Source organism: Bacillus sp. Bos-x628, assembly GCF_040500475.1.
Lineage (GTDB): Bacteria > Bacillota > Bacilli > Bacillales > Bacillaceae > Bacillus > Bacillus maqinnsis.
The window spans coordinates 146,595-170,806 of the sequence record NZ_CP159358.1; the positions used below are offsets into that span (position 1 = coordinate 146,595).

The window sequence follows — 24,212 nt, forward strand, 5'->3', positions numbered from 1 at the left end:
ACAATTTGGAGGTGTTTTTGTATGGGCACAAGAGTCAGTTACCCAGCAAGTGTATAAAAAGACACGTGTTGTGCTTGGGTATATGAAGAAGAGAAGGGCAAGCACTTAGAAGAACAACTAAGGAAAGAGTCTCTTGAGGTATATTTTTAAAAAAACACATTGTTTGTAGCGTCTGTTGTTTTTTTGTTCTCACATTCTTTTTAACATTTGCCAACACAGGCTTTATAATTTTCTATCAGTCGAATATCCTGGTAGAAGTAATGGGACGGAGGACAAGCTTTTATGCTTTATATGAAGTGATTTTGACAATTGGCATGACAGGGTTTCTTGGCGGAATGGCGCATATTCTATCTGTACAAACATCTTTCAGCATAGAGTGTATGAGTATGTTTCTTTTCTGTTTATTACTATGTTTTATCATTTCCGTCTATTGATTTCTAATAAAATAGTGCCTCCGGCTTAGCAAATTAAAAAAACTATGTTATAATTATTTAAGTTAGTTAATTATATTGAAAAGGGGTCTTACAAATGAAAGCACTACGATGGCACGATCAAAAAGACATTCGACTAGAAGAAATTGACGAACCAACAGTTGCTCCAGGAAAAGTAAAATTAAAAGTGAAATGGTGTGGCATTTGTGGCAGTGATTTACATGAATATCTAGGGGGACCTATTTTCATTCCAGTGAATGAACCTCATCCACTTACGAAAGAAAAAGCACCAGTGACGCTAGGTCATGAATTTTCTGGTGAGGTTGTTGAAGTTGGAGAAGGCGTAAGCCATTACAAAGTAGGCGATCGAGTAGTTGTTGAGCCTATTTTTGCGACTCACGGGCACCAAGGTGCTTATAATTTAGATGAAAACATGGGCTTTTTAGGACTTGCCGGAGGCGGCGGTGGATTCTCTGAATATGTATCGGTTGATGAAGAGTTACTTCATCACTTACCGGATGAATTGTCATATGAGCAAGGTGCGCTTGTAGAACCTTCTGCAGTTGCTTTATACGCCGTTCGTTCTAGTAAAGTACAAGCTGGGGATACAGCGGCTGTGTTTGGCTGTGGCCCAATTGGTTTACTTGTGATTGAAGCATTAAAAGCAGCAGGAGCTACAGATATTTATGCAGTTGAATTATCCAAAGAACGCCAAGAAAAAGCAAAAGAGCTTGGAGCAATCATTGTTGATCCTTCTCAATACGATGATGTTGTACAAGAGATTGCAAACCGTACAAATGGCGGAGTCGATGTTTCTTTTGAAGTGACAGGTGTACCGGTTGTATTAAAGCAAGCGATTCAATCGACTAGAATTTCTGGTGAAACTGTTATTGTGAGCATTTGGGAAAAAGGCGCAGAAATTCTGCCGAATGATATCGTCATTAAAGAACGTACAGTCAAAGGAATTATCGGTTACAGAGATGTATTCCCATCTGTATTAAACTTAATGAGAAAAGGCTATTTCTCGGCAGATAAACTCGTCACAAAAAAAATCAAGCTAGACGATGTGATTGAAGATGGTTTCCATGCTTTAATCAAAGAAAAAGATCAAGTGAAAATTTTAGTCAGTGCAGAATAGTAAGACAAATGAGGGAATGGTTAAAAGCCATTCCCTTTTTTTTTCGAGTTGATGTATTTCTTTATTTTTCATAAAGAGAGTTGCGCTTGAATAGTATAAGAGAAGAGATTTTGATGATTGAAGGAGATGACATCATGTTTTATCACATCAAAGAACTGCAATATGAAGCTAAGCCTACTAAGCCTGATCCCCTTTATGCAAAAAAATTGCAGGAGGTGTTAGGCGGTCAATATGGAGAAATCAGCGTCATGATGCAATATTTATTTCAAGGATTTAATTGTCGAGCTGATCAAAAATACAGGGACTTATTGTTTGATGTTGGAACAGAAGAAATTGGCCATGTCGAGATGCTGGCGACGATGATTGCACGTCTGCTTGATAAAGCACCTGTCAAAGAACAGGAGTTAGCGTATCATAGCGATCCTGCACTTGCTGCTGTCATGGGGGGAACGAATCCTCAACATGCCATCGTTGCGGGCTTAGGCGCGATGGCAGCAGATAGTCAAGGCTATCCTTGGAATGCAAAGTATATTATTGCAAGTGGGAACTTAATGGCTGATTTTCGGGCAAATTTAAATGCTGAATCTCAAGGAAGACTTCAGGTCGCAAGGCTTTATGAAATGACCGATGACCCTGGAGTGAAAGATATGCTGTCCTTTCTCATTGCACGTGATACGTATCATCAAAATATGTGGCTTGCCGCAATTAAAGAATTAGAGGAAAGAGAAGGGGATGTGGTCGTACCCACAACCTTCCCGCGTTCACTTGAAAAACAGCAAGTTTCATATGATTTGTTTAACTTCTCAAGAGGAGAAGAAAGCAAAAATGGCAGATGGGCACATGGACGAAGCATGGATGGAAAAGGAGAGTTCAGATATATTTCCGCACCTGTTGTGTTCGGCTCTGCGCCAAAGCTTAAGCCGGCACCAAAGGAACTGTTTAACACGCCTAAAAAAGGTGAATAAATGGATCAAAAAAGTCGATCAGGTTATCATGTCTAATCGACTTTTTATATTTTCTAAAAAAAATGGCAATTCGGACAAGTCGGTGAAAGGCTGAATACAAGGTATCTTTATACAAATATGTCTCTTTTCATATCAGTGTTATGAAAAGTGTTATTTGTAATTTTCATCTAGTTGAACCATAGGATGAGCAGATGAGCGCATAGTAGCATCTCAGACCTTTGACAGATGTACTTCATATTGATAAAATTTAACACATTAAATCCTATAAGTAAAGTATGTTTTATGTATTCTGATTAGTTAAGAGAGTATAGAGGAGATGGATACACGTTGTCTAAGGCATTATTTGTTGATACAGACTTTCAAAAAACATGGCTGAATAAACTGGAGTCACTTCGTGAAACGATAGAACAATCCGCAAAAGAACATGACGAGGGCGCTTATTTTCCTAAAAAGAATATAGAATCATTAGTAGAAATGGGGTATACAACCTTGTCTCTGCCAGTCGAGTACGGCGGAGGAGGTCAATCTGTGGCAGACATGGTATTGTTTCAAGAAACATTAGGTAGCATGGATGGTGCGACTGCTTTATCCATTGGCTGGCACCAAGGTGTGGTAGGTGAAATTTATGAAAAAAAGCAATGGAATGAAGAGAAGTTGCAATTTTTTGCAGAAGAGATTAAGCGGGGGGCGCTTGTGAATCGAGCAGTCAGCGAAGTGCAGACAGGCAGTCCAACAAGAGGGGGCAAGCCTAGTACAACGGCTATAAAATCTGGTGACCAATGGATTATCGATGGACGTAAGGTTTTTACAACGATGTCACCAGTGCTCACATACTTTTTAGTAGGAACTTGGATTGAAGAAAAAGAAGCACTAGGATTCTTCTTGATTCATCGTGATACGGAAGGTGTTTCTATAGAAGAAACATGGGATGTTGTTGGAATGAGAGGGACAGAAAGCCATGATTTGATATTGGATCAGGTAGTGGTCTCAGATGACATGCTGGTCGAAGTGCAGCAAGGTCCACGAGGCGATACTTTAAACCCTTGGATCGCACATATTCCTTCCTGCTATTTAGGCATTGCGCAAGCAGCAAGAGATTATGCTGTCCAGTATGCGATCACACATTCACCTAACAGCATCACCGGAACGATTAGTGATCTGCCTAATGTTCAACATCTCATTGGGGAAATTGATTTACTGTTAAAACAAGCACGGCACATCATCTATTCAACGACCACATTGTATGAACAGCCAGAGAAAAGAGAGCTGTTAATCAATGAATTCGGTGCTGTGAAACATACAGTCGTCAATCACAGTCTGCAAGTTGTCGATAAAGCCATGCGTTTAGTCGGCGCGAAAAGCTTAAGCCTAGACTGTCCACTGCAGCGTTATTATCGAGATATTCGTGCTGGGCTCCATAACCCGCCAATGGACGATATGACGATATCTAAAATTGCGAAGCAGGCCATTGAAGAGAAAAAACAACTCATATGAAATGGAGAGCCAGATGAAATGAATTGTACCTTAATTTTTAGGAGGAGAAATAAAGAGACATGAGCGGGGCATGGAAGCACCGAGTTGCCTACAATCACTGAAAGTGAGTCATGAGAGCCAAATTTTTGTGCTGATCGAAAGGAACTTGGCAAATATAAGAGAATAACACTCCCCATCTAAAAGAAGGGGATAGTGTCTTTACTTCTTAAAAATTTCCCATTAGAATCAATATTGCCTTAAACTATTGCAAGATGAGTTGATATTTGTAAGGATGATTAATGTATAATATATAGTTAAAATAAATCGTCAATATGTTGTGCTAGGTCTCTCTTTCATTATTTCCTAATGGAAGGATTTAAAACATCATCTTCATTCCACAAAAACGACATTCACTTAGCAAAACTCTAAAAAACCAACTCACATGCAAATTTTCTATTTCATATAAATGGCAGGCTGATCTCAATAGAATCTAAAAAAGCTTTTTTGACTCAAAAAGATAGCTATGCTTGTTCATCCCAACACAGAAAGGTGCAATGACGTTGAAACGAATCATTAAATGGCTCATGTTTGTAGCTGTTATCGCGGGGTTATTGGGATGTGCGTTCTTTGTTTTTCGTTTAAATCAATCTCAGCCGACGGCGAACATCCATTATGCAGACACCAAAAACAATCAGCAAACACTCGATATGTACATGCCTAAGGACACAAGTCGAACCGCTGGGGAGCATCCGGTGATGATCTATTTGCATGGCGGCGGATGGACAGGCGGCGATAAGAGCAAGGTCGCTTCAAAAGCCAATTATTTTACCGATCATGGGTATGTGTTTGTCTCCATAAATTATCGGCTTCATCCAGATGCCCAGTATGATCAGATGGCATATGACACAGCGAAAGCCATCAAATGGGTCAAGGTTCATGCGGACCAGTACCAAATCGACCCAGCGAAAATCAATGTGATGGGTCACTCAGCCGGCGGTCACTTAACGGCCTTAGTTGCTACGGATGCGACTTATTTAAAGCGTGTGGGGCTTTCGCCAAAATCAATTCGATCAATCGTGATTTTAGACGGACCTTTAAACATCAATCAATTTATACAAGCCATTCCATCCTATCAAAAAGTGTTTGGGAAAAATGAAAAGGTATGGACAAAAGCATCACCGGTCACTTATATGAATCAATCAAATACACCTGTGTATTTGATTACACGAAGGGAAAATCCCGAGGTGTACCGCTTTGCAGAAAGGCTTAATCATGAAAAAGGCACTCGTTTTGTTTTTCGGGTCAATACGTTGACACATAGTGGTCTGAATAAGTGGTTTGGATCGGACCGAGCGCCAAAAGAAGCACAAGATATGACAAAGGCAGTCATGGCTTTTTTAAAAAAACAGAATCAATAAAGAGGCTGATTCAATTGGCTATACACAACACCGTAACCTTTCCTCCATTTGAAGGAAAGGTTTTTCATGTGAAAGGAGACGGAAAACAATAATTCCTTGACATTACTCAATAGATGTAACTATAATAGTTACATCTATTGAGAGAAGACTTGAAGCAGGTGGAAGGAAGATGAAAATGAAAGTACAAATTTGGTCAGATGTTGCCTGTCCTTTTTGTTATATAGGAAAGAAACAGTTAGAAGCGGCACTTGAACAGTTCCCACAGAGAGATCAGGTAGAGGTAGAGTTTAAAAGCTTTGAGCTTGATCCGCATGCACCAAAACAAGTAGATTACGATGTGCATGACATGCTAGTCAAAAAATATGGAATGAGCCGTAGTCAGGCGATTGCCATGAATGAGCAGGTGAAGCAGGTAGGGAAGGAAAAGGGGGTTGATTTTCAATTTGATCCTATAATTCTGACCAACACATTTGATGCGCATCGTTTTGTGCAGTATGCTAGCAAAGCAGGAAAAGGCGATATCGTCATGGGAGAGCTTTTTAAAGCATATTTTACAGATGGAAAGCATGTAGGCGATCACAAAATTCTCTTAGACATTGCAAAAAAAGTAGGTCTTGATCAAGGTGAGCTACAAAAAGTATTAGACGGTCAAGAGTATGCAGAGGATGTTCGCAGCGACGAAACAGAGGCAAAAGAGCTTGGCATTTCTGCAGTTCCCTTTTTCTTAATCAATGACAAGTATTCTGTTGCAGGTGCACAATCATCAGACACCTTCCTGCGTACACTTGAAACGGCTTGGAATGAGCAAGCAGGTCAGACGTCAAATGGAGCATTTCATGAGACTGCATGTGCTGATGGTATGTGTGTGGTGCCTTCTTCAAAAGAAGAGAGAATAAAATGAAAAAATGAGCTTTCCTACATGAGGGGCTCATTTTTTCATTTTTTTGATCGTATCACCGGGCACTAATTCAGGCTCATAATAGGTTTGGTCAGGAAGATTCTTTTTTCCTTGCACTTTCTTAATCATCCAATTTGCAGCGTCTCGCCCCATTTGCTCTTGGGGATGAGTCAATGTAGTGAGCTTCACATGGGCATTTTTTTGTGCAATATAAGAGTTATCCTGTCCAATAATCGAAAGGTCGTCTGGGATAGAAAGACCAATCTGGCTGCACACATTGGCTACTTCTAATCCAACTTCATCGTTATAACAAACGAGGGCTGTCAGTTCATGTTGATGGTCCATAAGGAAGTTTTTTATGTGATCACCCAGATGCTGCTTCGATTCTGTATCGAAGAAAAGAACATGCTCTGGCAGAAAGTTGAGTTTGGCTTCTCCGAGCGCTTGAATATATCCCTTCATTCGGTATTTCCCCTGCAAATCATCAGTTTTTGAAATGAGCCCAATCTCTGTATGTCCAGAGGTGATGAGCTCTTTTGTGGCAAGATAGCTGGACTTGACATCATCTAAACAGAGAAAAGGAACATCTAGCTGCTCGTAATAGGCATTAATCATGATAAGCGGTACGTCCTGCTCTTTGAATGACAGATAATACGAGATGTTTGGATTATATAAATTGCTTTTTGTCGGTTCGACAATGAGCCCATCTACACCAAAGGAGAGCATCATTTCTAACGCTTTTTTTTCCTGTTCGACATCATTATTTGTGCTAGCCAACAAGAGAGAATAGTTCTCTTCATTTAACCGACTTTCAATACCTCGTATGATCGAAGGAAAAATATAATCAGATATGTATGTTGTAATGACACCAATTGATTTCATATGAGAATGTCCAGCAGGCTTTGTTTGATATTGATTGGAGACATATGTACCAGAGCCCTTTTCGCTTCGCAAAAACCCTTCACTTGACAGATCTAATATCGCTTTGCGAACAGTATGCCTGCTCACTTGATAGATGTCTTGTAAGCTGGATTCGGTTGGAATCTGATCCCCAATGCGGTAATCTCCTGTAAGTATTTTACTTTTTATATCATCCATAATGATTTGATACTTTTTTTTCATCGTTTCACTTCTTTCTCAGTTGTTCATCTGCTCGGATTGAGAAGAAATTGTATGGACATATTTTAACATGGTTGTTCGTTTAGGAACATGCAATTTCATTTTCTCACATATTATCTTCTTAGATAAGCACAAATTGGAGGAATTACTCTTTTTATGTATGTACAACTATATTTATTGTTGACAAATGTACGTACAAATATTATAGTATGTTTGTACACAGATAAACACACTTTAACTTAAAATGAAATTTGAAACCGCTACCAAAATGGGGGTGAACGTGAAAATGAATCATGAATTTACTGCAAGAGTCATTGAAGAGGGACGGACATCTTTAGGCATTGAGTTTGGCTCAACTCGAATTAAAGCGATTTTAATAGATGAGCAGTTTCAAACAATCGCACAGGGGACATATGAATGGGAAAGTACACGCCAAAATGGAATGTGGACGTATCACTTAATCGATATCATAACGGGTCTTCAGGTTGCTTATCGCCATATGAAAGAGGAGGCAGAGCGAACTTATGGAGTCACGATTCGGACAATTGGCTCTATTGGGGTTTCTGCCATGATGCATGGGTATATCGCATGTAATCATACAGGGGAGCTGCTCGTCCCGTTTCGAACGTGGCGGAATTCAACAACCAGCGAAGCCAGTCAAAAGTTGACGGACTTATTCCAATTTCATATCCCAGAAAGATGGAGCATTGCTCACTTGTATCAAGCGATATTAGACGAGGAGAAACATGTCTATCGTCTAGAATTTATGACAACCTTATCTGGATACATTCACTGGCTGTTAACTGGAAAGCAGGCCATAGGAATTGGGGATGCTTCAGGGATGTTTCCAATCGATGAAACAACGAAGAATTATAACGAAGCCATGCTCGATCAATTTGATGAATTGATTGCAGAAAAAGGCTATCCGTGGCAGCTTCGTCATCTTTTGCCGAGTGTATATCTTGCTGGCGAAGAGGCTGGCATGTTAACGACAGCAGGAGCATCTATTTTAGATCAATCGAAGCAATTGCAGCCAGGTATTCCTTTTTGCCCGCCAGAGGGAGACGCTGGGACAGGGATGGTGGCCACAAACAGTATAAAAAGACGAACAGGGAATATTTCAGTTGGTACGTCTGTCTTTGCCATGATTGTATTAGAAAAAAATCTGGCAGGTGTATACCCTGAAGTCGATATCGTCACCACACCAGATGGGAATCCAGTAGCGATGGTTCATGCCAATAATTGTACAAGTGACTTAAACGCTTGGATGGGTTTATTTCGTGAGGCTTTTGAAGCAATGGGTCAGCCGGTTGACACAAAAAGGTTGTACGAAGTATTACTTCATCAAGCCTTAAAAGCAGATTATGATGGCGGAGGACTATTAAGCTATGGCTATTATTCTGGTGAAAATATTACAAGGATGCAAGAGGGCAGACCTCTTTTTGTCCGATCGGCAGAGAGTCATTTTAATCTAGCCAATTTTATGCGTACCCATCTTTTTTCTGCATTTGGTGCGTTGAAAATAGGAATGGATAGGTTAAAAGAAAATGAACAAGTGGCGATTGATCGATTACTAGGTCATGGTGGTTTGTTTAAAACACCCCTCGTTGGTCAAAAAATGGTGGCCGCTGCTTTGAACACACCGGTCTCAGTTATTTCAACTGCAGGAGAAGGTGGTGCATTTGGTATGGCCGTCCTCGCTTCATACATAGTGCATCGTCAACAGCAACCTTTGGCTGATTTCCTTGAACATCAAGTGTTTGCAAGTACAACAGAAGAGCTGATGGAACCAAATCCACTAGATGTCAAAGGCTTTGAGGTATTTTTAAAGCGCTATCAAGAAGGGTTGCATATTGAAAAAGCAGCAGTAGACCATTTAACGATGAAGAAGGGAGCGGAATGGATATGTTAGAGCGATTAAAAGAAGAAGTGTTTCAAGCCAATCTAGACCTGCCCAAATATGGACTTGTGAAATTTACATGGGGCAATGTCAGTGCATGCGATCGTGACAGCGGTCTGTTTGTGATTAAACCAAGCGGTATCGATTATGACAAATTAAAAGCGGAAGATATGGTGGTTGTCGATTTTGACGGTCAGGTGGTTGAAGGAGAATTGAGCCCTTCTTCAGATACAGCCACACATGCTGTGCTTTACAAACACTATGAAGAGATTGGTGGTATTTCACATAGTCATTCGACTTGGGCGACGGTATGGGCACAAGCTGGTCTTGATTTACCCGCAATGGGCACAACCCATGCTGATACCTTTTATGGTAATGTCCCTTGCGCTCGCTTTCTCACAGAAGACGAAGTAAATCGCGGCTATGAGGTGGAGACAGGTCGACTGATCATTGAAACGTTTGAGAAAAGAGATTTAGATGTGATGGCGGTTCCAGGCATCTTATTGCAAGGTCATGGTCCATTTACGTGGGGGAAAGATGCGAAGAGCGCGGTCATGAATAGTGTGGTACTAGACGAAGTTGCGAAAATGAATCTCTTTGCAAAGCAATTGAACGAGTATGCCGAGCCGCTCCCGCAGCGAATTTTAGATAAACATTATTTAAGAAAGCATGGTCAAAACGCGTATTACGGACAAAAATCTTCAAGATAAAGAGAAGAGGGATTTCTATGTTAACAAGTCAGAAAAAAGAGTTTTGGTTTGTTGTCGGTTCACAGCATCTATATGGGGATAAAGCGTTACAACAAGTGAAGGCAGATGCACAAACGATGACGAATGCTTTAAATGAAAGCGGTTTACTACCATACCCGATTATTTTACAAGAGCTTGCTGTCAGTGCTGATCAAATCACACAACTGATGAAAGAGATCAACTATCGTGATGAGGTCATAGGTGTCATCACTTGGATGCATACATTTTCTCCAGCAAAAATGTGGATACGAGGCACCTCTTTGTTGCAAAAGCCCCTCCTTCATTTAGTCACGCAGTATTATGAAAGAATTCCATGGGACACCATTAATATGGACTATATGAATCTACATCAATCTGCTCATGGAGACAGGGAGTATGGATATATTAATGCGCGATTGAATAAGCGAAACCATATTGTGGTCGGCCATTGGTCCAAACAAGATGTGAAACAGCAAATCGCCGAATGGATGGATGTAGCTGCTGCCTATCATGAGAGCTTTCAAATTAAGGTGGCCCGCTTTGGTGATAATATGCGCCATGTAGCTGTTACAGAAGGGGATAAAATAGAAGCACAAATTCAATTCGGCTGGACGGTTGATTACTATGGGATAGGCGACCTTGTTGAATATGTGAATGCGGTGAAAGAGACAGAAGTTGATGCGTTATTTGCCGATTATCTAGAACAATATGATATCAATTATGGATCGTATTCATTGGAAAAATGGGAAGCGAGTGTGAAGGAGCAGGCGCGATATGAAATTGCAATTAAACGTTTCTTAGATGAAGGCGGTTACAACGCTTTTACGACGAACTTTGAGGATTTACATGGGATGAAGCAACTGCCAGGACTTGCGGTACAGCGACTCATGGCACAGGGATACGGGTTTGCAGGTGAGGGTGATTGGAAAACGGCAGCGCTTGCTCGTTTATTAAAGGTTATGAGCCATCATCAATCAACTGGTTTTATGGAGGACTACACGTATGAAATGACGTCTGGACAGGAAGCTGTGCTACAATCTCATATGTTAGAAGTAGATCCGGCACTCGCCAATACCAAACCCGCCATTGTTGTATCTCCTCTTGGAATAGGAAATCGAGAAGATCCAGCTCGCCTTGTGTTTGATGGAAAAGCGGGAGAGGGTGTGGTCGTATCCATTGCAGACTTTGGTACGCATTTCAAATGGCTCATTCAAGAAGTCGAAGCCTTTGAGCCGCAAGAAGCAGCACCCCATTTACCAGTTGCTCGCGTTTTATGGAAAGTAAAACCAACCTTTCAGGGTGGTGTAAAGGCATGGATCGAACAAGGTGGCGGGCATCATACGGTGGTATCTCTCCATTTAACTGTTGATCAAATCATTCGTTTTGCTAAGCTTGTGAATGTAGATTACGTAGTCGTATAAAGGAATGCTGAAAAGGTTCTCTTATTCTATGAAAAAAGTACAATCATTGGGAGAAATGAAAGCGGTTTATTAAGCGAGGGGGTATCAGCTTGGAGAAAAAAGTGTCAAGTAATTTTATCTTCTTTTTCGGATCGTTTGCAGGGATATTATTTGGATACGATATTGGCATTATTGCGGGTGCAGAAGGGCACATTCAGCAAGAATTTCAGCTCAGCCCATTATGGCTTGGAATTGTCGTATCCTCATTAATGGGTGGTGCGATCATTGGTTCGATTTTAAGCGGTCTATTAGGTGATAAGTTTGGTCGCCGAAAGCTTATTTTGGTCTCGTCCATCATCTTTTTTGTAGGTGCCATCGGATCAGCCATAGCGCCAGAAGAAATCTCTCTGACCATTGCCCGCATTTTTTTAGGAACAGCAGTAGGAACAGCCTCATCTTTAGTGCCGGCATACATGTCTGAAATTGCTCCTGCTAAAATTCGCGGCAAATTGTCTGGGCTCAATCAGCTTATGATTGTCAGCGGGTTATTGCTTAGCTATATTGTGGCATTTGTATTTGAACCGATTCCGAATAGCTGGCGGTTTATGCTCGGCAGTGCAGCCCTATTTGCCATCGTTCTTTATATTGGAATGCTCAAACTTCCTGAATCTCCGAGGTACTTAATCAAGCATGGAATGGCGAATAAAGCCCGTGATGTGTTAAGATCTCTTCGCTCCTCCAATGAAGAAATCGAGGCGGAAATGCAAGAAATTTTAGAGGTGGCAAAAGAAGAACGTTCAGGTATTCGTCAATTGTTCCAAAAGAAATTCCGAATGGCACTTGTCATTGGGATTGGCATGGCCACACTTCAGCAAATACAGGGAGCTAATTCAATTGTGTACTACGCAACAAGTATTGCGAGAAATGTAGGCCTTGCTCCGCAGGTGGCTGCAGGATTTACGGTCATCGTTGGTGTCATATTTGTGGTGACAACCGTCATTTTTTTACAATTTGTTGATCGGTTTGATCGCCGAACGATCCTCACAGTAGGGGGAACAGGGATGGCACTTTCCTTCTTTGCACCAGCGGCATTAGGTGCACTGGGAGTTAGTGACGGGATTTTAAACTGGGTCACATTGATTTCACTTTGCTGCTTTATTTTGTGCTATGCCTTCTCATGGGCGCCGATCACTTGGATCATCATCGGCGAAATCTTTCCGCTCTCTGTCAGGGGCATTGGAGCAGGCATTTCATCTGCCTTCAACTGGACTGGATCACTAGCCGTCGGACTTGTCTTCCCGATCTTGGCTGATCAATTTAGTTTTGGTGTCATTTTCTCCTCATTCGGAGTGATCTGCTTAATCGGACTATTGTTCACCCGCTTTGTTTTAGTCGAAACAAAAGGAAGAAGCTTAGAGCAAATCGAAACCGATATGGCAGCACGTGTATAAAGAGACCCCATCTATCCATAAGTGGTAGATGGGTTTTTAACGGAGCTCATTTTTCAGTTCAACAGGCAGAAAATTTATTGATTTTATGGAGACATATCTAACACTTCAAGAAAGGCAGAATATTTAGCATAAACTCCACTTAGCTGATTGGGATAATTTGTTTCATCGTCATGTACGTCACCTCTTGCTTTCATCATCAATTTGACTCATTTATCAGGCTACGGTGCGATAGACAAAAGTTGTCATCCCCTTCTTGCAATAGAGAGCTACCCTCCTTAGGATTAATATGGTTTTTTATAAAATGGCGAAATCGCTTCGAGAACGATAGCTTTCCTGATAAATAGCATGCCGGAAGGTCCCTTTTTCAGTCGCATTATTAGATAAAAGCCGTTGCTTTCCTTACAAGATATCATGTGTATGATATGTTAAAAATCCCCTGTTATAAAGCAAGAAAAGAAGAGGTTGAAATAGAATCATCGTGGATTTTTTAAGAATTAGACGACCATCTAATCAATCATTAATCGCTGGCATACGATAAAGTGTAAGCAAAAGACAAGTTGAAGGGGTGTTAAAATGAGCCGAAACAAATTAGACAACTTTTTCTTTGGTCCTCGCCGAGGGAATCAGGGAGAAGTTGAGACGGTTGTATCCCCTACACGTCAGATTGTCAATACAACAACGAACGAAAAAACCATTAGAAAAATTCATCCAACTCATATCACAAACGTAAACAAGCATATCAAAAGAATTGAAAACTACTATCCTGTGACCCAAACTGAACAGAATGAGTATATTGTTGAAGAATACGATTGCGGTTGGGATGTAAAGAATCCTTGCTGCCGCCCGGTAAAACGTTGCAAATGGTAAATGTGCAGTAAGGCAAGACAAAGGGCATCCTTTATAGGGATGCCTTTTGTCTGTTTAACATTCCATTTCTTTTCGCTGTCATTGTCGAGCTGAAAGAAGTGATTCCCTAATTCAGAATAGAGATAGCGTTGATGACTTGTAAATAAAAATACATATATGTGAGAATTCATTTTTCAGCAAGGAAATCGATTGAGTTTGAAGCGCTTCATCAAGAGATGTAAAAGGTTCATCAAGAATGATCAGTTCTGAAGACCTTGCCACCATACTATTAAAGAAAAGCTTATATTTCATTCCTAGTGAATACTGATTGACAGGCATGTCAAGTGCATGCGTTAAATCAAAAAAATCACAAAGCTCTAGAAATTTTTCTTTGAATCATGTTTTTTCTTTCTTTTTTTTTCTAAAGGGATTGAACAAGCTCCATATTTAGCTGAATGGTGTCAATCACGTCTTCACTTTCTGATTTTAAAATGTCAATCAATGAAATTTCGTTTCCTTCCTTATCTTGACCGATGGGGTCGTGAAGTGAAACATCCTTTTTTGTTTTTTTGAGCGCACGCAAATGCATGAGAATCTCGTTATTAATGTCAAACGAGGGGTGCAATAACAGTCCAGCAAAAATTTTATTCTTCTGGTTCAGTTTTATATTTCTCATCCTTAATTCTTATTAACTGACTTTTTTGGTTGAAATGTATAGGATGTTGTTTTTTAATAACCAAAATTCCTTCTGTTTGATGATGATCAAATTGATGATGAAGGGAATAAATTATTTGAGCGGTTTCTAAAAGAATACAATATAATCAATAATTAATGGTTTTAAATAGCACTCTGTAATTTTGCTGATTGCTGTTTTTATATCTTTCTCCCTATTTAATGACAATCTTTGCATTGGTAAAATTGTCCTTATCAATGAATAGGAGGGAGTGACTTCTTCTGGGGAAAATACTTGATGCCAAAGCACTAACAAGCGCTATGGAAGAAAGAGCGAAGCACTATCAGGAACTCCGGGAACAAATGATAGATTTGAAGCACGCATTACAAGGTGTAGCCAATCTCGGTGATGATTTCACGGGAAAAGGTGCCGACAATATTAAAAGTTTTTATCAAGAGCTTGCTGGAAATGTGGACATGTTGATTAGCTTTATAGATAAACAAAAAGTCTTCCACGAAGGTGTTGCGGGTACACTTGAAGATGCCAATTTCGGCGGTGATACTTTTATTGATGAACACTTTTTAGAAAATCAGGTAGAGATGGGGTTAAAAAACGCCAAAAGTATTGTATCTGATCAAAAGAAGGCACTGGAAACCATTTTTCAGGACATAGATGATCTCATCTCTCTTGATGTGTTTGATGATCAAATCTTTGATGAAAAGATAACGGATGCCGAAGACGAACGGAAAAAGACCGTAAAAGATTTAAACGAATTAGACCAACATCTAAAAGATGAATATGCTTTGTCAGAGACTGAAGAGCAGGCTACAATGGCATTGTACGCCGAAATGATGAATGCGACAAATAACGGAAAAACCATTTCACCGATCAATTTTGATAAGAAAGCGTATCAAAATAGTGAAATCTATAAAGCAAAAAGCGATATTGAGAAGCAAACTTCTGAATATCTCAAAATCAAAAAAGAACAGGAAGAAGCCCGCAAGATTGCGAAGGAACAAGAAGCATTGGCGAACCGTTCTTGGTATGAAAAAGCACTTGATTATGGTGGAAACATCGTGAATGAACTGACCGGAGTGAATGACGCCAAACGAGCCGCAACAGGTATTGATCCTGTGACAGGCAAACATCTCACCGCAGGAGAGCGTGTTGCCGCAGGCGGAATGGCAGCGGCAGGTTATATCCCAATCGTCGGCTGGGCGGGGCGCATTTTCAAAGGCGGAAAGGCTGTCTATAAAACAACCCAAGCCACATCAGCCGCAGTCAGGGCAGTGGACATTTACAAGACGTCACAAAAGTCTTTTGACGCTTTAAAAACATCTCAAAAAGGGTTATATGGTCTCACTGCAACCAATGGCTTCAGTGAAACAATTACTGGTAGAGATATGTTTGGGAACAAAATCTCAAAAGAACAGCAAGAAGCCAGCATGAACGCAGCGCTTGGAATGCTTTTGCCGATTGGGGCGAAAGGGATTCACGGTAAAATAGGGGTTAAGGCTACAAATAAAAACAAGTCATACGAGCAATCTAGAAATGAAGCACTGGCTTGGTTGGAGGAAAGAGGCTTTAAATCTGAAAAACAAACCTTTGGAAAGTTTGGATACACTAGAAATAAACCTATAGGTAGACAAACTGAGGACGGTAAAATAGGTTTCCGAATCGAGCATGATAGTAGGAGTGGTGCTCATATTAACGTTTGGGCTGGGAAAGAAAAGGGACCGCATTTTGAATTTGATGCATCCGAAAAAACAGTGAAAAAAATACAAAAACATTTCAGATAAAGGGGTTAATTTTATTGAATACTTATGATGAAGATCTAATAAAGGATTTGGAATTAAAAGACCTTCTTAATTGTGTCAAAGTAAATAAAGATCCAGAAATTTATTTAGATTTATTAGAACAAAAATTTGAATTTGATGGTTCGAAAATAGATTGGTTACAAACTAAAAATCATTATAGTATGAACTCAAATAATGAATCGTTACTTCCTGATGCTCTTCTATTTATAACTGAATTAAAAGAAAAATATTTAGATAATAACTTACAAGTAATTTACATAGGGGATAATCTTACAGAGTTTGGGTACCAGTTTGAATTAAAGCATATAGAAGAGTTACTAGTCTGTTTTTTAGATGTCCCACAGCACCACTACTTTATATCATTAGAAGGTGATTGGTGTATGTGCATTTCTTATGAAAACTATTTGGATTTCGGTTTTAGTTTAAACAAGAAATAATTTCAAGTGTCACGTATAGTAAAAATAAAAGATTTATAGTAGGCAATGGGGAGACAAAGACCAGACAAATTGACCATTTAGTTATTTTGCCATCAGATGTCTATATTATAGAAACGAAGTATTGGCGTGGAACAGTTATTCATGGGATTAATCATAAAAATGCGAAATCAATTGCTAATGACTTTTCGTTTGTTTTTGAACTATTATTTCCGAATGTGAATAGTGATAAAGAGCAGACTATCATTTTTATGAAAAATAGCAATATAGATAAGGATTCTGATCAAAAAATGTCTATAAATATTTCTTTTTATGATAACCCAAGAAACACAATGTACAAACTCAGAAATTTTCTCATAACCTATCATCATAAATTCAACTATGTTGAGCCTATAGTCTATTTTGGTTATCCAGAGAGTAAAGAAAATCGTGTATTAGATTATTCTAAAAAAGATAAGTATAGATTTACCTCAAAAGCGAGTCTGTGCGAGTATTTTGAGAATGAGGTTTTAAGACCGGCTAAATATACGGTTGATGAGATACAACAAATAAAAATGATTATGCAAAAAGTTAACTATCTCTCATAAAAAATTAAATAAATGTCAACTTATAAAGCATTGGATGCTTTCAGACCGTAGACAAACCCCACCTTTACTTGAAGTAAAAGTGGGGTTTTCACTTGTTTTTTTAAAATATATAAGTTGTCTTACGCTTGGCATGGTCTTTTCCATTTTATGGAACAAAAAATAGGGATGCCTTTTGTCTGTTTAACCTTCCATTTCTTTTCGCTGTCATTGTCGAGCTGAAAGAAACGGTTCCCTAATTCAGAATAGAGATAGCGTTGATGACTTGTAAATAAAAATACATTGATATCTCAGCTCATTTCCCCTTATCCCTTTTCCTCTTCTCCTTCTCCGCCCGGTAAAACTCATGGAACATCTTCATCAGTGCCCGTTTCTCAATCCGCGATACATAACTTCTTGAAATTCCAAGCTCCTTCGCAATTTCCCGTTGCGTTTTTTCCTTTTTCAAATCCAGTCCGAATCTGCCAACGATGACTTCTTTTTCTCGTCCATCTAAAATGTCAATGTACTCTTTGACCTTTTCAAGCTCCATATTTAGCTGAATGGTGTCAATCACGTCTTCACTTTCTGATTTTAAAATGTCAATCAATGAAATTTCGTTTCCTTCCTTATCTTGACCGATGGGGTCGTGAAGTGAAACATCCTTTTTTGTTTTTTTGAGCGCACGCAAATGCATGAGAATCTCATTCTCTATACATCTTGCAGCATAGGTTGCAAGTTTTGTCCCTTTACCCGATGAATAGCTTTCGATAGCTTTAATCAGCCCGATTGTTCCGATGGAGATGAGATCTTCTGCGTCTTCCCCAGTATTTTCGAATTTCTTCACGATATGGGCAACAAGCCGAAGGTTATGTTCAATGAGCATGTTTCTTGCATGTTCATTCCCCTGTGCCATGAGGGCTAAGTATTTTTTTTCATCATCTCCTGAAAGGGGTTGTGGAAAGGCATTGTTTTTGACATAGGACACTAAAAACACCAATTCTTTGACCATCAATCCCATCGCTGTAAATACTCCTGCCACGAATTTCACCTCCACCATGTTTAGGCCTTTGCCTATATCTTCAAATGTATGTGAGGGAGGGGCTGTCTGTGTCTGTACGATGAAAAAATCATTTTTTTCAAAAGAAACGTTTATTCGTTTGCCTGTTTTCGTCACTTCCTAACATGTTTGCGGTGCTTGGCGGTTAAGAAGCGTGCTAAAAGATGTAATGATTAGACCGAAAAGGGAAGGGGTTTTTTCGGAAAATGGGGAAGGTTCTTTCTGTAGAGGCACTTCCAACGCTACCGCACACATTATATACGCTTGCGAAATTTCTCTTTAGACAACATAAGCAGGAGCATGCACTGCGCATATTAGAAGCTGGGAAATTAGCCGCCAAGAAGCATGAGGATCATCTTTTCTGTCATATGTTTCAATATCTGGATGCTTTATATGTTGAGGGGATAAATGAAGGGCAACTATAAAAAAACAATGATTATTTGAAAAAAATTAGCCTATACTCTTCTATAGGCTCAAAATCAAATCCAAGAAGGAGAGTGTCTGTATGGATTCTAAGCAACGTTTGACAGTTGAAGAGAGAAACCAAACGTGATACAAAAAGCGGGCCACTGTATGGTCGGCTTTTTTAATTGAACAAAGAAGAAGCCAGAAAGAAGCAGACCAAGTCCTGCATGAATTCATCACAAAGGGGCATTTTAATTCTTAATGATGTTCTCTGGGAGGCGGTCTGATGAAAGGTTTGCATATCCTTGTGTGTATACTGTTACTATGCGCTTTTGTACCCAATGAGACAGAGGCAGGCACATTAAGAAGAGCGGATCTTGAAAAAAACGGGAGAGTCTTTTGGGACATGAGAGCAGAAAGGAAAAAGATTGCGTTGACGTTTGATGATGGACCGCATCCGGTATATACGAATCAAATATTGGATGTACTGAAGGAGCATCAAGTAAATGCTAGTTTTTTTGTAATCGGGAGCCGGATTCATGCGTATCCAGAGATCGCACAGCGGATTGTCAAGGAAGGAAATGAACTGGGCAATCACACAATGAATCATACGTATTTTGATCTTCTTTCATCAAAGGAAATCAAGCAGGAATTAAAAGAATCTGCGGCCCACATTGCATCTCTTCAGCCGAGCGGCCCATTATTATTTAGACCGCCTGGTGGCAGACTCAATATGAAGTCATTTCGTATCCTCACAAAACAAGGATATGATGTGGTGATGTGGTCGTTTACACAAGACCCGAAAGACTGGTCAAGACCGGGGGCACATAAAATTGCAAGCCGTATTATTGAACACATTCAAGGCGGCGATATCATCCTTTTGCATGATGGCGGAGGCAATCGCAAGCAAACAGTAGAAGCACTCAAACAGGTTGTCCCCGTGTTAAAGAAAGAGGGCTATCAATTTGTGAAAGTAAGCGAATTGCTACATCATGACCGAGCCCTTCAGCCCATCCTTCTTCAATAGAATGTATCCGTTACAAATAGTCATTCATTGAAACCAAAAGTTTTGTCGTTTACTATATGAAGAGGGCTTTTGGAGGTGAATGTTTTGAAGAAATGCATTTTACTTTTCATGCTAATATGTGTTGTCAATGGATGTTCAAAGCCAGTTCACGAAAGTATCATTGCATTTGGCGACAGCAACACAAGGGGGTCCAATTGGGATTTTCGTGATTACCCAACATCTGAGAAGTGGGTGAATCTCATCAAAAATGGCGAGCGCGGCAAAATTCAAGTAATGAATGCAGGAATCGGCGGCCAGACAACTGAAGATGCGAAGCTTCGTTTTGAACAGGATATTTTGAATCAAAAACCAACGTACGTCTTCATCATGTTCGGTACAAATGATGCGGCGATATTAGACGGGAAACATCCCCGTGTGACAAAAAAGCGTTTTAAAGAAAATTTATCGTATTTCATTTCTGAAAGTAGAAAAGAGGGCATTACCCCGATTTTGATGACATGTGTACCTGTTGTAGAAGGAGGGAAAAAGGGCTTATATTATTACTCGCGATATAAGCCGTCTTATTTTACAGAAAGAGGCGGAGCGAGAGCATGGCAAAACTCATATAATGACATCACGAGAGAAGTAGCTAAGGAACAGAATGTACCACTCGTGGATAATTGGAAAGCATTCATTCAAAAAGCTGGTGAAAATAGTGACAGAGCCCTTATTCAGTCGGGTCTCATTGACCCCTCCGGCAATCATATGACACCTAAAGGAGCTAGGATTATTTATAACGAAATCAAAGAGCGTGATGTCATGAAACATTTTTAAAAAGTGGCTATTTGCCTAAACAAGACAATAAATTTAGCATAGGCTAACAGTGTATCTTCTTATAAGGAGGCAACTGATATGTGGGGAAGTCCTTATCCTTACCCGGCGTGTTCGTGTTACCCAGCTCAAGGAACTGGAATAGGCTACGCTTTTCTTGTCGTCTTCCTTGTTGTCATTCTTGTTGTAGGCGGAGGATTATGGTTTTGGAATGAACAGTCTTGCAAATAAGACACCTCTTCTTTTATAAGAAGGGGTGTTTTTTACGGAAAATAGTAGTAAGCCCATAGCGCAAATGATATAATATCAGTCACCTGAGTTTAAAAAAGGAAGTGCTCGGGAGGCATGGTTCCTGGTGATAAGGAATTAAGAGGAAACAGAGAGCATATGCCCGAGCGAACGTCTCTTCATTTCTGTCTCAATTAATTCAATGAAGTCGCGATTTAGATTCATTTCATTTGCTTTATAATATGATTCTATAAGTAAATCATCTGACAGCTTTTTCATACTAGAAACCCATATGATGGGAAAAACACCTCCCCTGAAAAAGTTGGCATAAAACTTGAGAAAAAGACATATCATCATAGGTTGATCGAATGTCTTTGAAGTACCTTTAATCTACCATGAATGGGAAACAAGAACAATCGTTCTGTTATCCACATGGTTAAGTGGATAACTTGTGGGTAGAGTGTTTATAATTGAATGAAAGCGTGATGAAATATAGGTGGATAATGTGTGTAAAATTATCCACACCTGTTGAAGGTCCTCGTCATATGTCGAAAACTTTTTCGTTGTATTCGATAGACAGACAAATTGTGATTTGATTCGACACAAGTCTTTGAAAACCAATGAAAGAAAGGGTGCAAATTGTGCTAAAGAAGTATTTCTTACCGGATGAATTTGTGAAAAGTATTTTCCACATTTCGCCGCAAAAGCTAAAAGAACGAAATGTAAAAGGAATTATTACCGACTTAGATAACACACTAGTAGAGTGGGATCGTCCAAGTGCGACGCCACGTCTAATTGAATGGTTTCAAGAAATGAAAGATCACGGGATACAAGTGACGATTGTATCGAACAATAATGAAAAGAGAGTGAAGCTTTTTTCTGAGCCGGTCCATATCCCGTTTATTTATAAAGCGAGAAAGCCAATGGGCAGAGCATTTAATAAAGCAGTGGCTGATATGCAATTAAAAAAAGAAGATGTGGTTGTCATTGGTGACCAGCTTATGACAGATGTTTTGGGCGGAAATAGACATGGCTTCCATACCATTTTGGTCGTTCCTGTTGCTGCATCGGACGGATTTTTCACGAAGTTTAACAGACAGATTGAACGCAGAATATTAGATGCCTTAAAACGTAAGGGCCACATTCAGTGGGAGGAAGAGTAATAATGGAAAAGGTTGTTTGTATTGGCTGCGGTGTAGCCATTCAGACGGAAAATAAAGATCAATTAGGATATGCGCCGGCAGCATCTCTAATGAAAGAAGATGTGATTTGCCAGCGCTGTTTTAGGTTAAAGAACTACAATGAAATTCAGGATGTTTCTTTAACAGAAGACGATTTTTTAAATATGTTACACAGCATTGGCGAAACAGATTCTCTCATTGTAAAGGTCGTTGATATTTTTGATTTTAACGGCAGTTGGATTAACGGACTAAGCCGTATTGTTGGTGGTAATCCGATTTTACTTGTCGGCAACAAAGTAGATATTTTACCGAAATCGGTGAAACGAGATCGTCTTGTTCAATGGATGAAGCGTGAAGCAAAAGAAAACGGACTGAATCCCATTGATGTCTTCCTGATCAGTGCAAGCAGAGGACAAGGAGTGCCAGAGGTCATGGAAGCGGTTGACCATTATCGTGCGGGTAGAGATGTATATGTGGTCGGCTGTACGAATGTAGGGAAATCGACGTTTATCAATCGAATCATCAAAGAAGTTTCTGGGGAAGAGAATGTGATTACCACGTCGCATTACCCTGGAACAACACTTGATGCGATTGAGATTCCGCTTGATGATGGCTCTGCTCTATACGATACTCCAGGAATCATCAACCGTCATCAAATGGCGCATTATGTGAGCAAAAAAGACTTGAAGATCTTAACACCTAAAAAAGAATTAAAACCGAGAACGTTTCAGTTAAATGAAGCTCAAACACTTTATTTTGGCGGGCTCGCAAGATTTGATTATGTCAAAGGCGGCAGAACTTCATTTGTCTGCTATATGCCAAATGAATTAAACATTCACCGGACAAAGTTAGAAAATGCAAATGAATTATATGAAAAACATGCAGGCGAGCTACTATCACCGCCGACAAAAGAGGGAATGGCAGATTTTCCTCCGCTCGTTCCCCATACATTTACAATTAATCAGCCAAAAATGGATATCGTATTTTCAGGATTAGGCTGGGTGACGGCAAATGAAGCAGATAAACAAATAAAAGTCTATGCGCCAAAAGGTGTTCACGTCTTTGTTAGACGTTCGTTAATTTAAAAGTTCAAAGGGGGGAGAGACCTTGAAACCTTTATACGCATTAATCGCAAACCCTGTTGGTCATTCTATGTCTCCAGATATTCATAACGCTGCATTAAAGGAAGCTGGGATCGATGGGCATTATCATGGCTTTCAAGTAGAAAAAAACCAGCTTGAATATGCAATTAAAGGAATGAAAGCCTTAGGGATTAGCGGCTTCAACGTCACTGTCCCGCATAAAGTTGAGATTATGCAATATCTTGACAAAATAGATGTAACAGCCGAACGTTTAAAAGCAGTGAATACTGTTCGACTCGAAGATGGTCATTTTGTTGGATACAATACAGACGGAGAGGGCTTTCTTCATTCATTGCTCGATGCTTTAGATCAACCGTTATCACAGTTGTCTTTTCTGATGATCGGTGCAGGCGGAGCGGCAAGTGCCATTTATACAACAATTGCAGAGTATGCACCAAAACGATTTGATATCACCAATCGTACGATTGAAAAAGCAGAAGCCTTAATCGAAAATGCAGTTGGAAAAATCACATCAAGTGCATTTGCATTAAAAACAGCGGAAGAACGTCTTGGGGATTATGATGTGATCATTCATACCACCTCTATTGGCATGTATCCGAACGTAAATGAAACCCCGCTTTCTTTAGCAAACGCAAAAAAAACAGCGGTCATTTGTGATATTGTGTATAATCCACTAGAAACAAAGCTGTTAAGTGAAGCAAAACAATTAGGGTTAAAAACAGTGGATGGCGTCGGGATGTTTGTTGGTCAAGCGGCAAGAGCGTTTGAGCTATGGACAGGCATCACGCCTGATGTGAAAAAAATGAAGTCAATTGTTATAGAGAAATTAGGAGGAACACCATGTTAACAGGTAAGCAAAAACGTTTTTTACGTGCACAAGCACATCATTTATCACCTATTTTTCAAGTTGGAAAAGGCGGGGTAAATGACAATATGGTCAAGCAAATGTCTGAAGCGCTTGAAGTAAGAGAACTTTTAAAGGTCAGCGTATTGCAAAATTGTGATGAAGATAAAAGTGAGGTCGCTAAAGCTCTTGTAAAGAGTACAAAGGCAGAGCTCGTTCAAACGATCGGAAATGTGATTGTCCTTTATAGAGAGTCTAAGGAAAAGAAACAAATTAAGCTGCCGTAAAGGTGGATATCAT

General features: G+C 39.8%; 24 protein-coding genes and 1 pseudogene. 21 read left to right on the forward strand and 4 right to left on the reverse strand.

Features of this window, described 5'->3' with window-relative positions:
* Window positions 1–528: 528 nt before the first annotated feature.
* From ABVJ71_RS00730 to ABVJ71_RS00750, 5 genes are all read left to right on the forward strand, one after another.
* Window positions 529–1,569, forward strand: a complete 1,041-nt coding sequence (locus ABVJ71_RS00730) for a 2,3-butanediol dehydrogenase (RefSeq protein WP_353855154.1) — start codon at window positions 529–531, stop codon at window positions 1,567–1,569.
* A gap of 134 nt (window positions 1,570–1,703) precedes the next feature.
* Window positions 1,704–2,534: a manganese catalase family protein gene (locus ABVJ71_RS00735; protein ID WP_353856492.1), complete on the forward strand. Its 831-nt coding sequence runs from the start codon at window positions 1,704–1,706 to the stop codon at window positions 2,532–2,534.
* A 327-nt stretch (window positions 2,535–2,861) separates the two neighbouring features.
* Window positions 2,862–4,028: an acyl-CoA dehydrogenase family protein gene (locus ABVJ71_RS00740; protein WP_353855155.1), complete on the forward strand. Its 1,167-nt coding sequence runs from the start codon at window positions 2,862–2,864 to the stop codon at window positions 4,026–4,028.
* A gap of 533 nt (window positions 4,029–4,561) precedes the next feature.
* Window positions 4,562–5,425, forward strand: coding sequence for an alpha/beta hydrolase (locus ABVJ71_RS00745; protein ID WP_353856493.1), 864 nt, complete (start codon window positions 4,562–4,564; stop codon window positions 5,423–5,425).
* Window positions 5,426–5,600: 175 nt separating this feature from the next.
* Window positions 5,601–6,326 (forward strand): DsbA family oxidoreductase, encoded by a 726-nt coding sequence (locus ABVJ71_RS00750; protein WP_353856494.1) that lies wholly within the window; start codon window positions 5,601–5,603, stop codon window positions 6,324–6,326.
* 27 nt (window positions 6,327–6,353) lie between these two features.
* On the opposite strand, the gene ABVJ71_RS00755 is transcribed toward ABVJ71_RS00750, so the two are convergent.
* On the reverse strand, window positions 6,354–7,445 hold the full coding sequence (locus ABVJ71_RS00755; protein WP_353855156.1) for a GntR family transcriptional regulator: 1,092 nt from the start codon (window positions 7,443–7,445) through the stop codon (window positions 6,354–6,356).
* Between the two features lie 283 nt (window positions 7,446–7,728).
* Between ABVJ71_RS00755 and ABVJ71_RS00760 the strand changes: the two genes are divergently transcribed.
* The 5 genes from ABVJ71_RS00760 (at window position 7,729) to ABVJ71_RS00780 (ending at window position 13,788) form a co-directional block, all read left to right on the forward strand.
* Window positions 7,729–9,354 carry an FGGY-family carbohydrate kinase gene (locus ABVJ71_RS00760; RefSeq protein WP_353856495.1) on the forward strand — a complete coding sequence of 542 codons (1,626 nt, stop codon included), beginning with the start codon at window positions 7,729–7,731 and terminating at the stop codon, window positions 9,352–9,354.
* Window positions 9,348–10,052, forward strand: coding sequence for an L-ribulose-5-phosphate 4-epimerase (locus tag ABVJ71_RS00765; RefSeq protein WP_353856496.1), 705 nt, complete (start codon window positions 9,348–9,350; stop codon window positions 10,050–10,052). The genes ABVJ71_RS00760 and ABVJ71_RS00765 overlap by 7 nt, the downstream gene beginning before the upstream one ends.
* A 17-nt stretch (window positions 10,053–10,069) precedes the next feature.
* The gene (gene araA, locus ABVJ71_RS00770) at window positions 10,070–11,491 is read left to right on the forward strand and encodes an L-arabinose isomerase (RefSeq protein WP_353855157.1); all 1,422 of its coding nucleotides are present in this window, start codon (window positions 10,070–10,072) and stop codon (window positions 11,489–11,491) included.
* An 89-nt stretch (window positions 11,492–11,580) separates the two neighbouring features.
* A complete protein-coding gene (locus ABVJ71_RS00775; RefSeq protein WP_353855158.1) occupies window positions 11,581–12,921 on the forward strand; it encodes a sugar porter family MFS transporter in 1,341 nt (446 codons plus the stop codon).
* 573 nt (window positions 12,922–13,494) lie between these two features.
* A complete protein-coding gene (locus ABVJ71_RS00780; RefSeq protein WP_353855159.1) occupies window positions 13,495–13,788 on the forward strand; it encodes a spore coat protein in 294 nt (97 codons plus the stop codon).
* Between the two features lie 415 nt (window positions 13,789–14,203).
* On the opposite strand, the pseudogene ABVJ71_RS00785 reads toward ABVJ71_RS00780, so the two are convergent.
* Window positions 14,204–14,368: pseudogene (locus ABVJ71_RS00785) on the reverse strand (RNA polymerase subunit sigma-70); the annotation flags it as partial.
* 392 nt (window positions 14,369–14,760) lie between these two features.
* Between ABVJ71_RS00785 and ABVJ71_RS00790 the strand changes: the two are divergent.
* The 3 genes from ABVJ71_RS00790 to ABVJ71_RS00800 are packed head-to-tail and all read left to right on the forward strand — an operon-like array spanning window position 14,761 to window position 17,278.
* Window positions 14,761–16,239: a T7SS effector LXG polymorphic toxin gene (locus tag ABVJ71_RS00790; protein ID WP_353855160.1), complete on the forward strand. Its 1,479-nt coding sequence runs from the start codon at window positions 14,761–14,763 to the stop codon at window positions 16,237–16,239.
* Between the two features lie 14 nt (window positions 16,240–16,253).
* On the forward strand, window positions 16,254–16,694 hold the full coding sequence (locus tag ABVJ71_RS00795; protein WP_353855161.1) for a rhs-associated protein: 441 nt from the start codon (window positions 16,254–16,256) through the stop codon (window positions 16,692–16,694).
* Window positions 16,695–16,729: 35 nt separating this feature from the next.
* The gene (locus ABVJ71_RS00800) at window positions 16,730–17,278 is read left to right on the forward strand and encodes a nuclease-related domain-containing protein (protein ID WP_353856497.1); all 549 of its coding nucleotides are present in this window, start codon (window positions 16,730–16,732) and stop codon (window positions 17,276–17,278) included.
* A 292-nt stretch (window positions 17,279–17,570) separates the two neighbouring features.
* Here ABVJ71_RS00800 and sigK read toward each other — a convergent pair whose 3' ends face one another.
* Window positions 17,571–18,296, reverse strand: a complete 726-nt coding sequence (sigK, locus tag ABVJ71_RS00805; RefSeq protein WP_353855162.1) for an RNA polymerase sporulation sigma factor SigK — start codon at window positions 18,294–18,296, stop codon at window positions 17,571–17,573.
* A gap of 224 nt (window positions 18,297–18,520) precedes the next feature.
* Between sigK and ABVJ71_RS00810 the strand changes: the two genes are divergently transcribed.
* From ABVJ71_RS00810 to ABVJ71_RS00825, 4 genes are all read left to right on the forward strand, one after another.
* Window positions 18,521–18,739 carry a hypothetical protein gene (locus ABVJ71_RS00810; protein WP_353855163.1) on the forward strand — a complete coding sequence of 73 codons (219 nt, stop codon included), beginning with the start codon at window positions 18,521–18,523 and terminating at the stop codon, window positions 18,737–18,739.
* A gap of 266 nt (window positions 18,740–19,005) precedes the next feature.
* Complete coding sequence (locus ABVJ71_RS00815) at window positions 19,006–19,746, forward strand: polysaccharide deacetylase family protein (RefSeq protein WP_353855164.1); 741 nt, start codon at window positions 19,006–19,008, stop codon at window positions 19,744–19,746.
* A gap of 108 nt (window positions 19,747–19,854) precedes the next feature.
* Window positions 19,855–20,559: a GDSL-type esterase/lipase family protein gene (locus tag ABVJ71_RS00820; RefSeq protein ID WP_353856498.1), complete on the forward strand. Its 705-nt coding sequence runs from the start codon at window positions 19,855–19,857 to the stop codon at window positions 20,557–20,559.
* Window positions 20,560–20,637: 78 nt separating this feature from the next.
* On the forward strand, window positions 20,638–20,787 hold the full coding sequence (locus ABVJ71_RS00825) for a hypothetical protein (RefSeq protein WP_353855165.1): 150 nt from the start codon (window positions 20,638–20,640) through the stop codon (window positions 20,785–20,787).
* Window positions 20,788–20,922: 135 nt separating this feature from the next.
* Here the strand turns inward: ABVJ71_RS00825 and ABVJ71_RS00830 are convergent, their stop codons facing one another.
* A complete protein-coding gene (locus ABVJ71_RS00830) occupies window positions 20,923–21,063 on the reverse strand; it encodes a sporulation histidine kinase inhibitor Sda (protein ID WP_003217327.1) in 141 nt (46 codons plus the stop codon).
* 362 nt (window positions 21,064–21,425) lie between these two features.
* Between ABVJ71_RS00830 and ABVJ71_RS00835 the strand changes: the two genes are divergently transcribed.
* From ABVJ71_RS00835 to yhbY, 4 genes are read left to right on the forward strand one after another with little or no spacing between them, the layout of a single operon-like run.
* A complete protein-coding gene (locus tag ABVJ71_RS00835) occupies window positions 21,426–21,947 on the forward strand; it encodes a YqeG family HAD IIIA-type phosphatase (protein WP_353856499.1) in 522 nt (173 codons plus the stop codon).
* A gap of 2 nt (window positions 21,948–21,949) precedes the next feature.
* Window positions 21,950–23,050 (forward strand): ribosome biogenesis GTPase YqeH, encoded by a 1,101-nt coding sequence (yqeH, locus tag ABVJ71_RS00840; protein WP_353855166.1) that lies wholly within the window; start codon window positions 21,950–21,952, stop codon window positions 23,048–23,050.
* 22 nt (window positions 23,051–23,072) lie between these two features.
* Window positions 23,073–23,915 (forward strand): shikimate dehydrogenase, encoded by an 843-nt coding sequence (gene aroE / locus ABVJ71_RS00845; RefSeq protein ID WP_353855167.1) that lies wholly within the window; start codon window positions 23,073–23,075, stop codon window positions 23,913–23,915.
* A complete protein-coding gene (yhbY, locus tag ABVJ71_RS00850; protein ID WP_353855168.1) occupies window positions 23,909–24,199 on the forward strand; it encodes a ribosome assembly RNA-binding protein YhbY in 291 nt (96 codons plus the stop codon). The genes aroE and yhbY overlap by 7 nt, the downstream gene beginning before the upstream one ends.
* The last annotated feature ends 13 nt before the right edge of the window (window positions 24,200–24,212 follow it).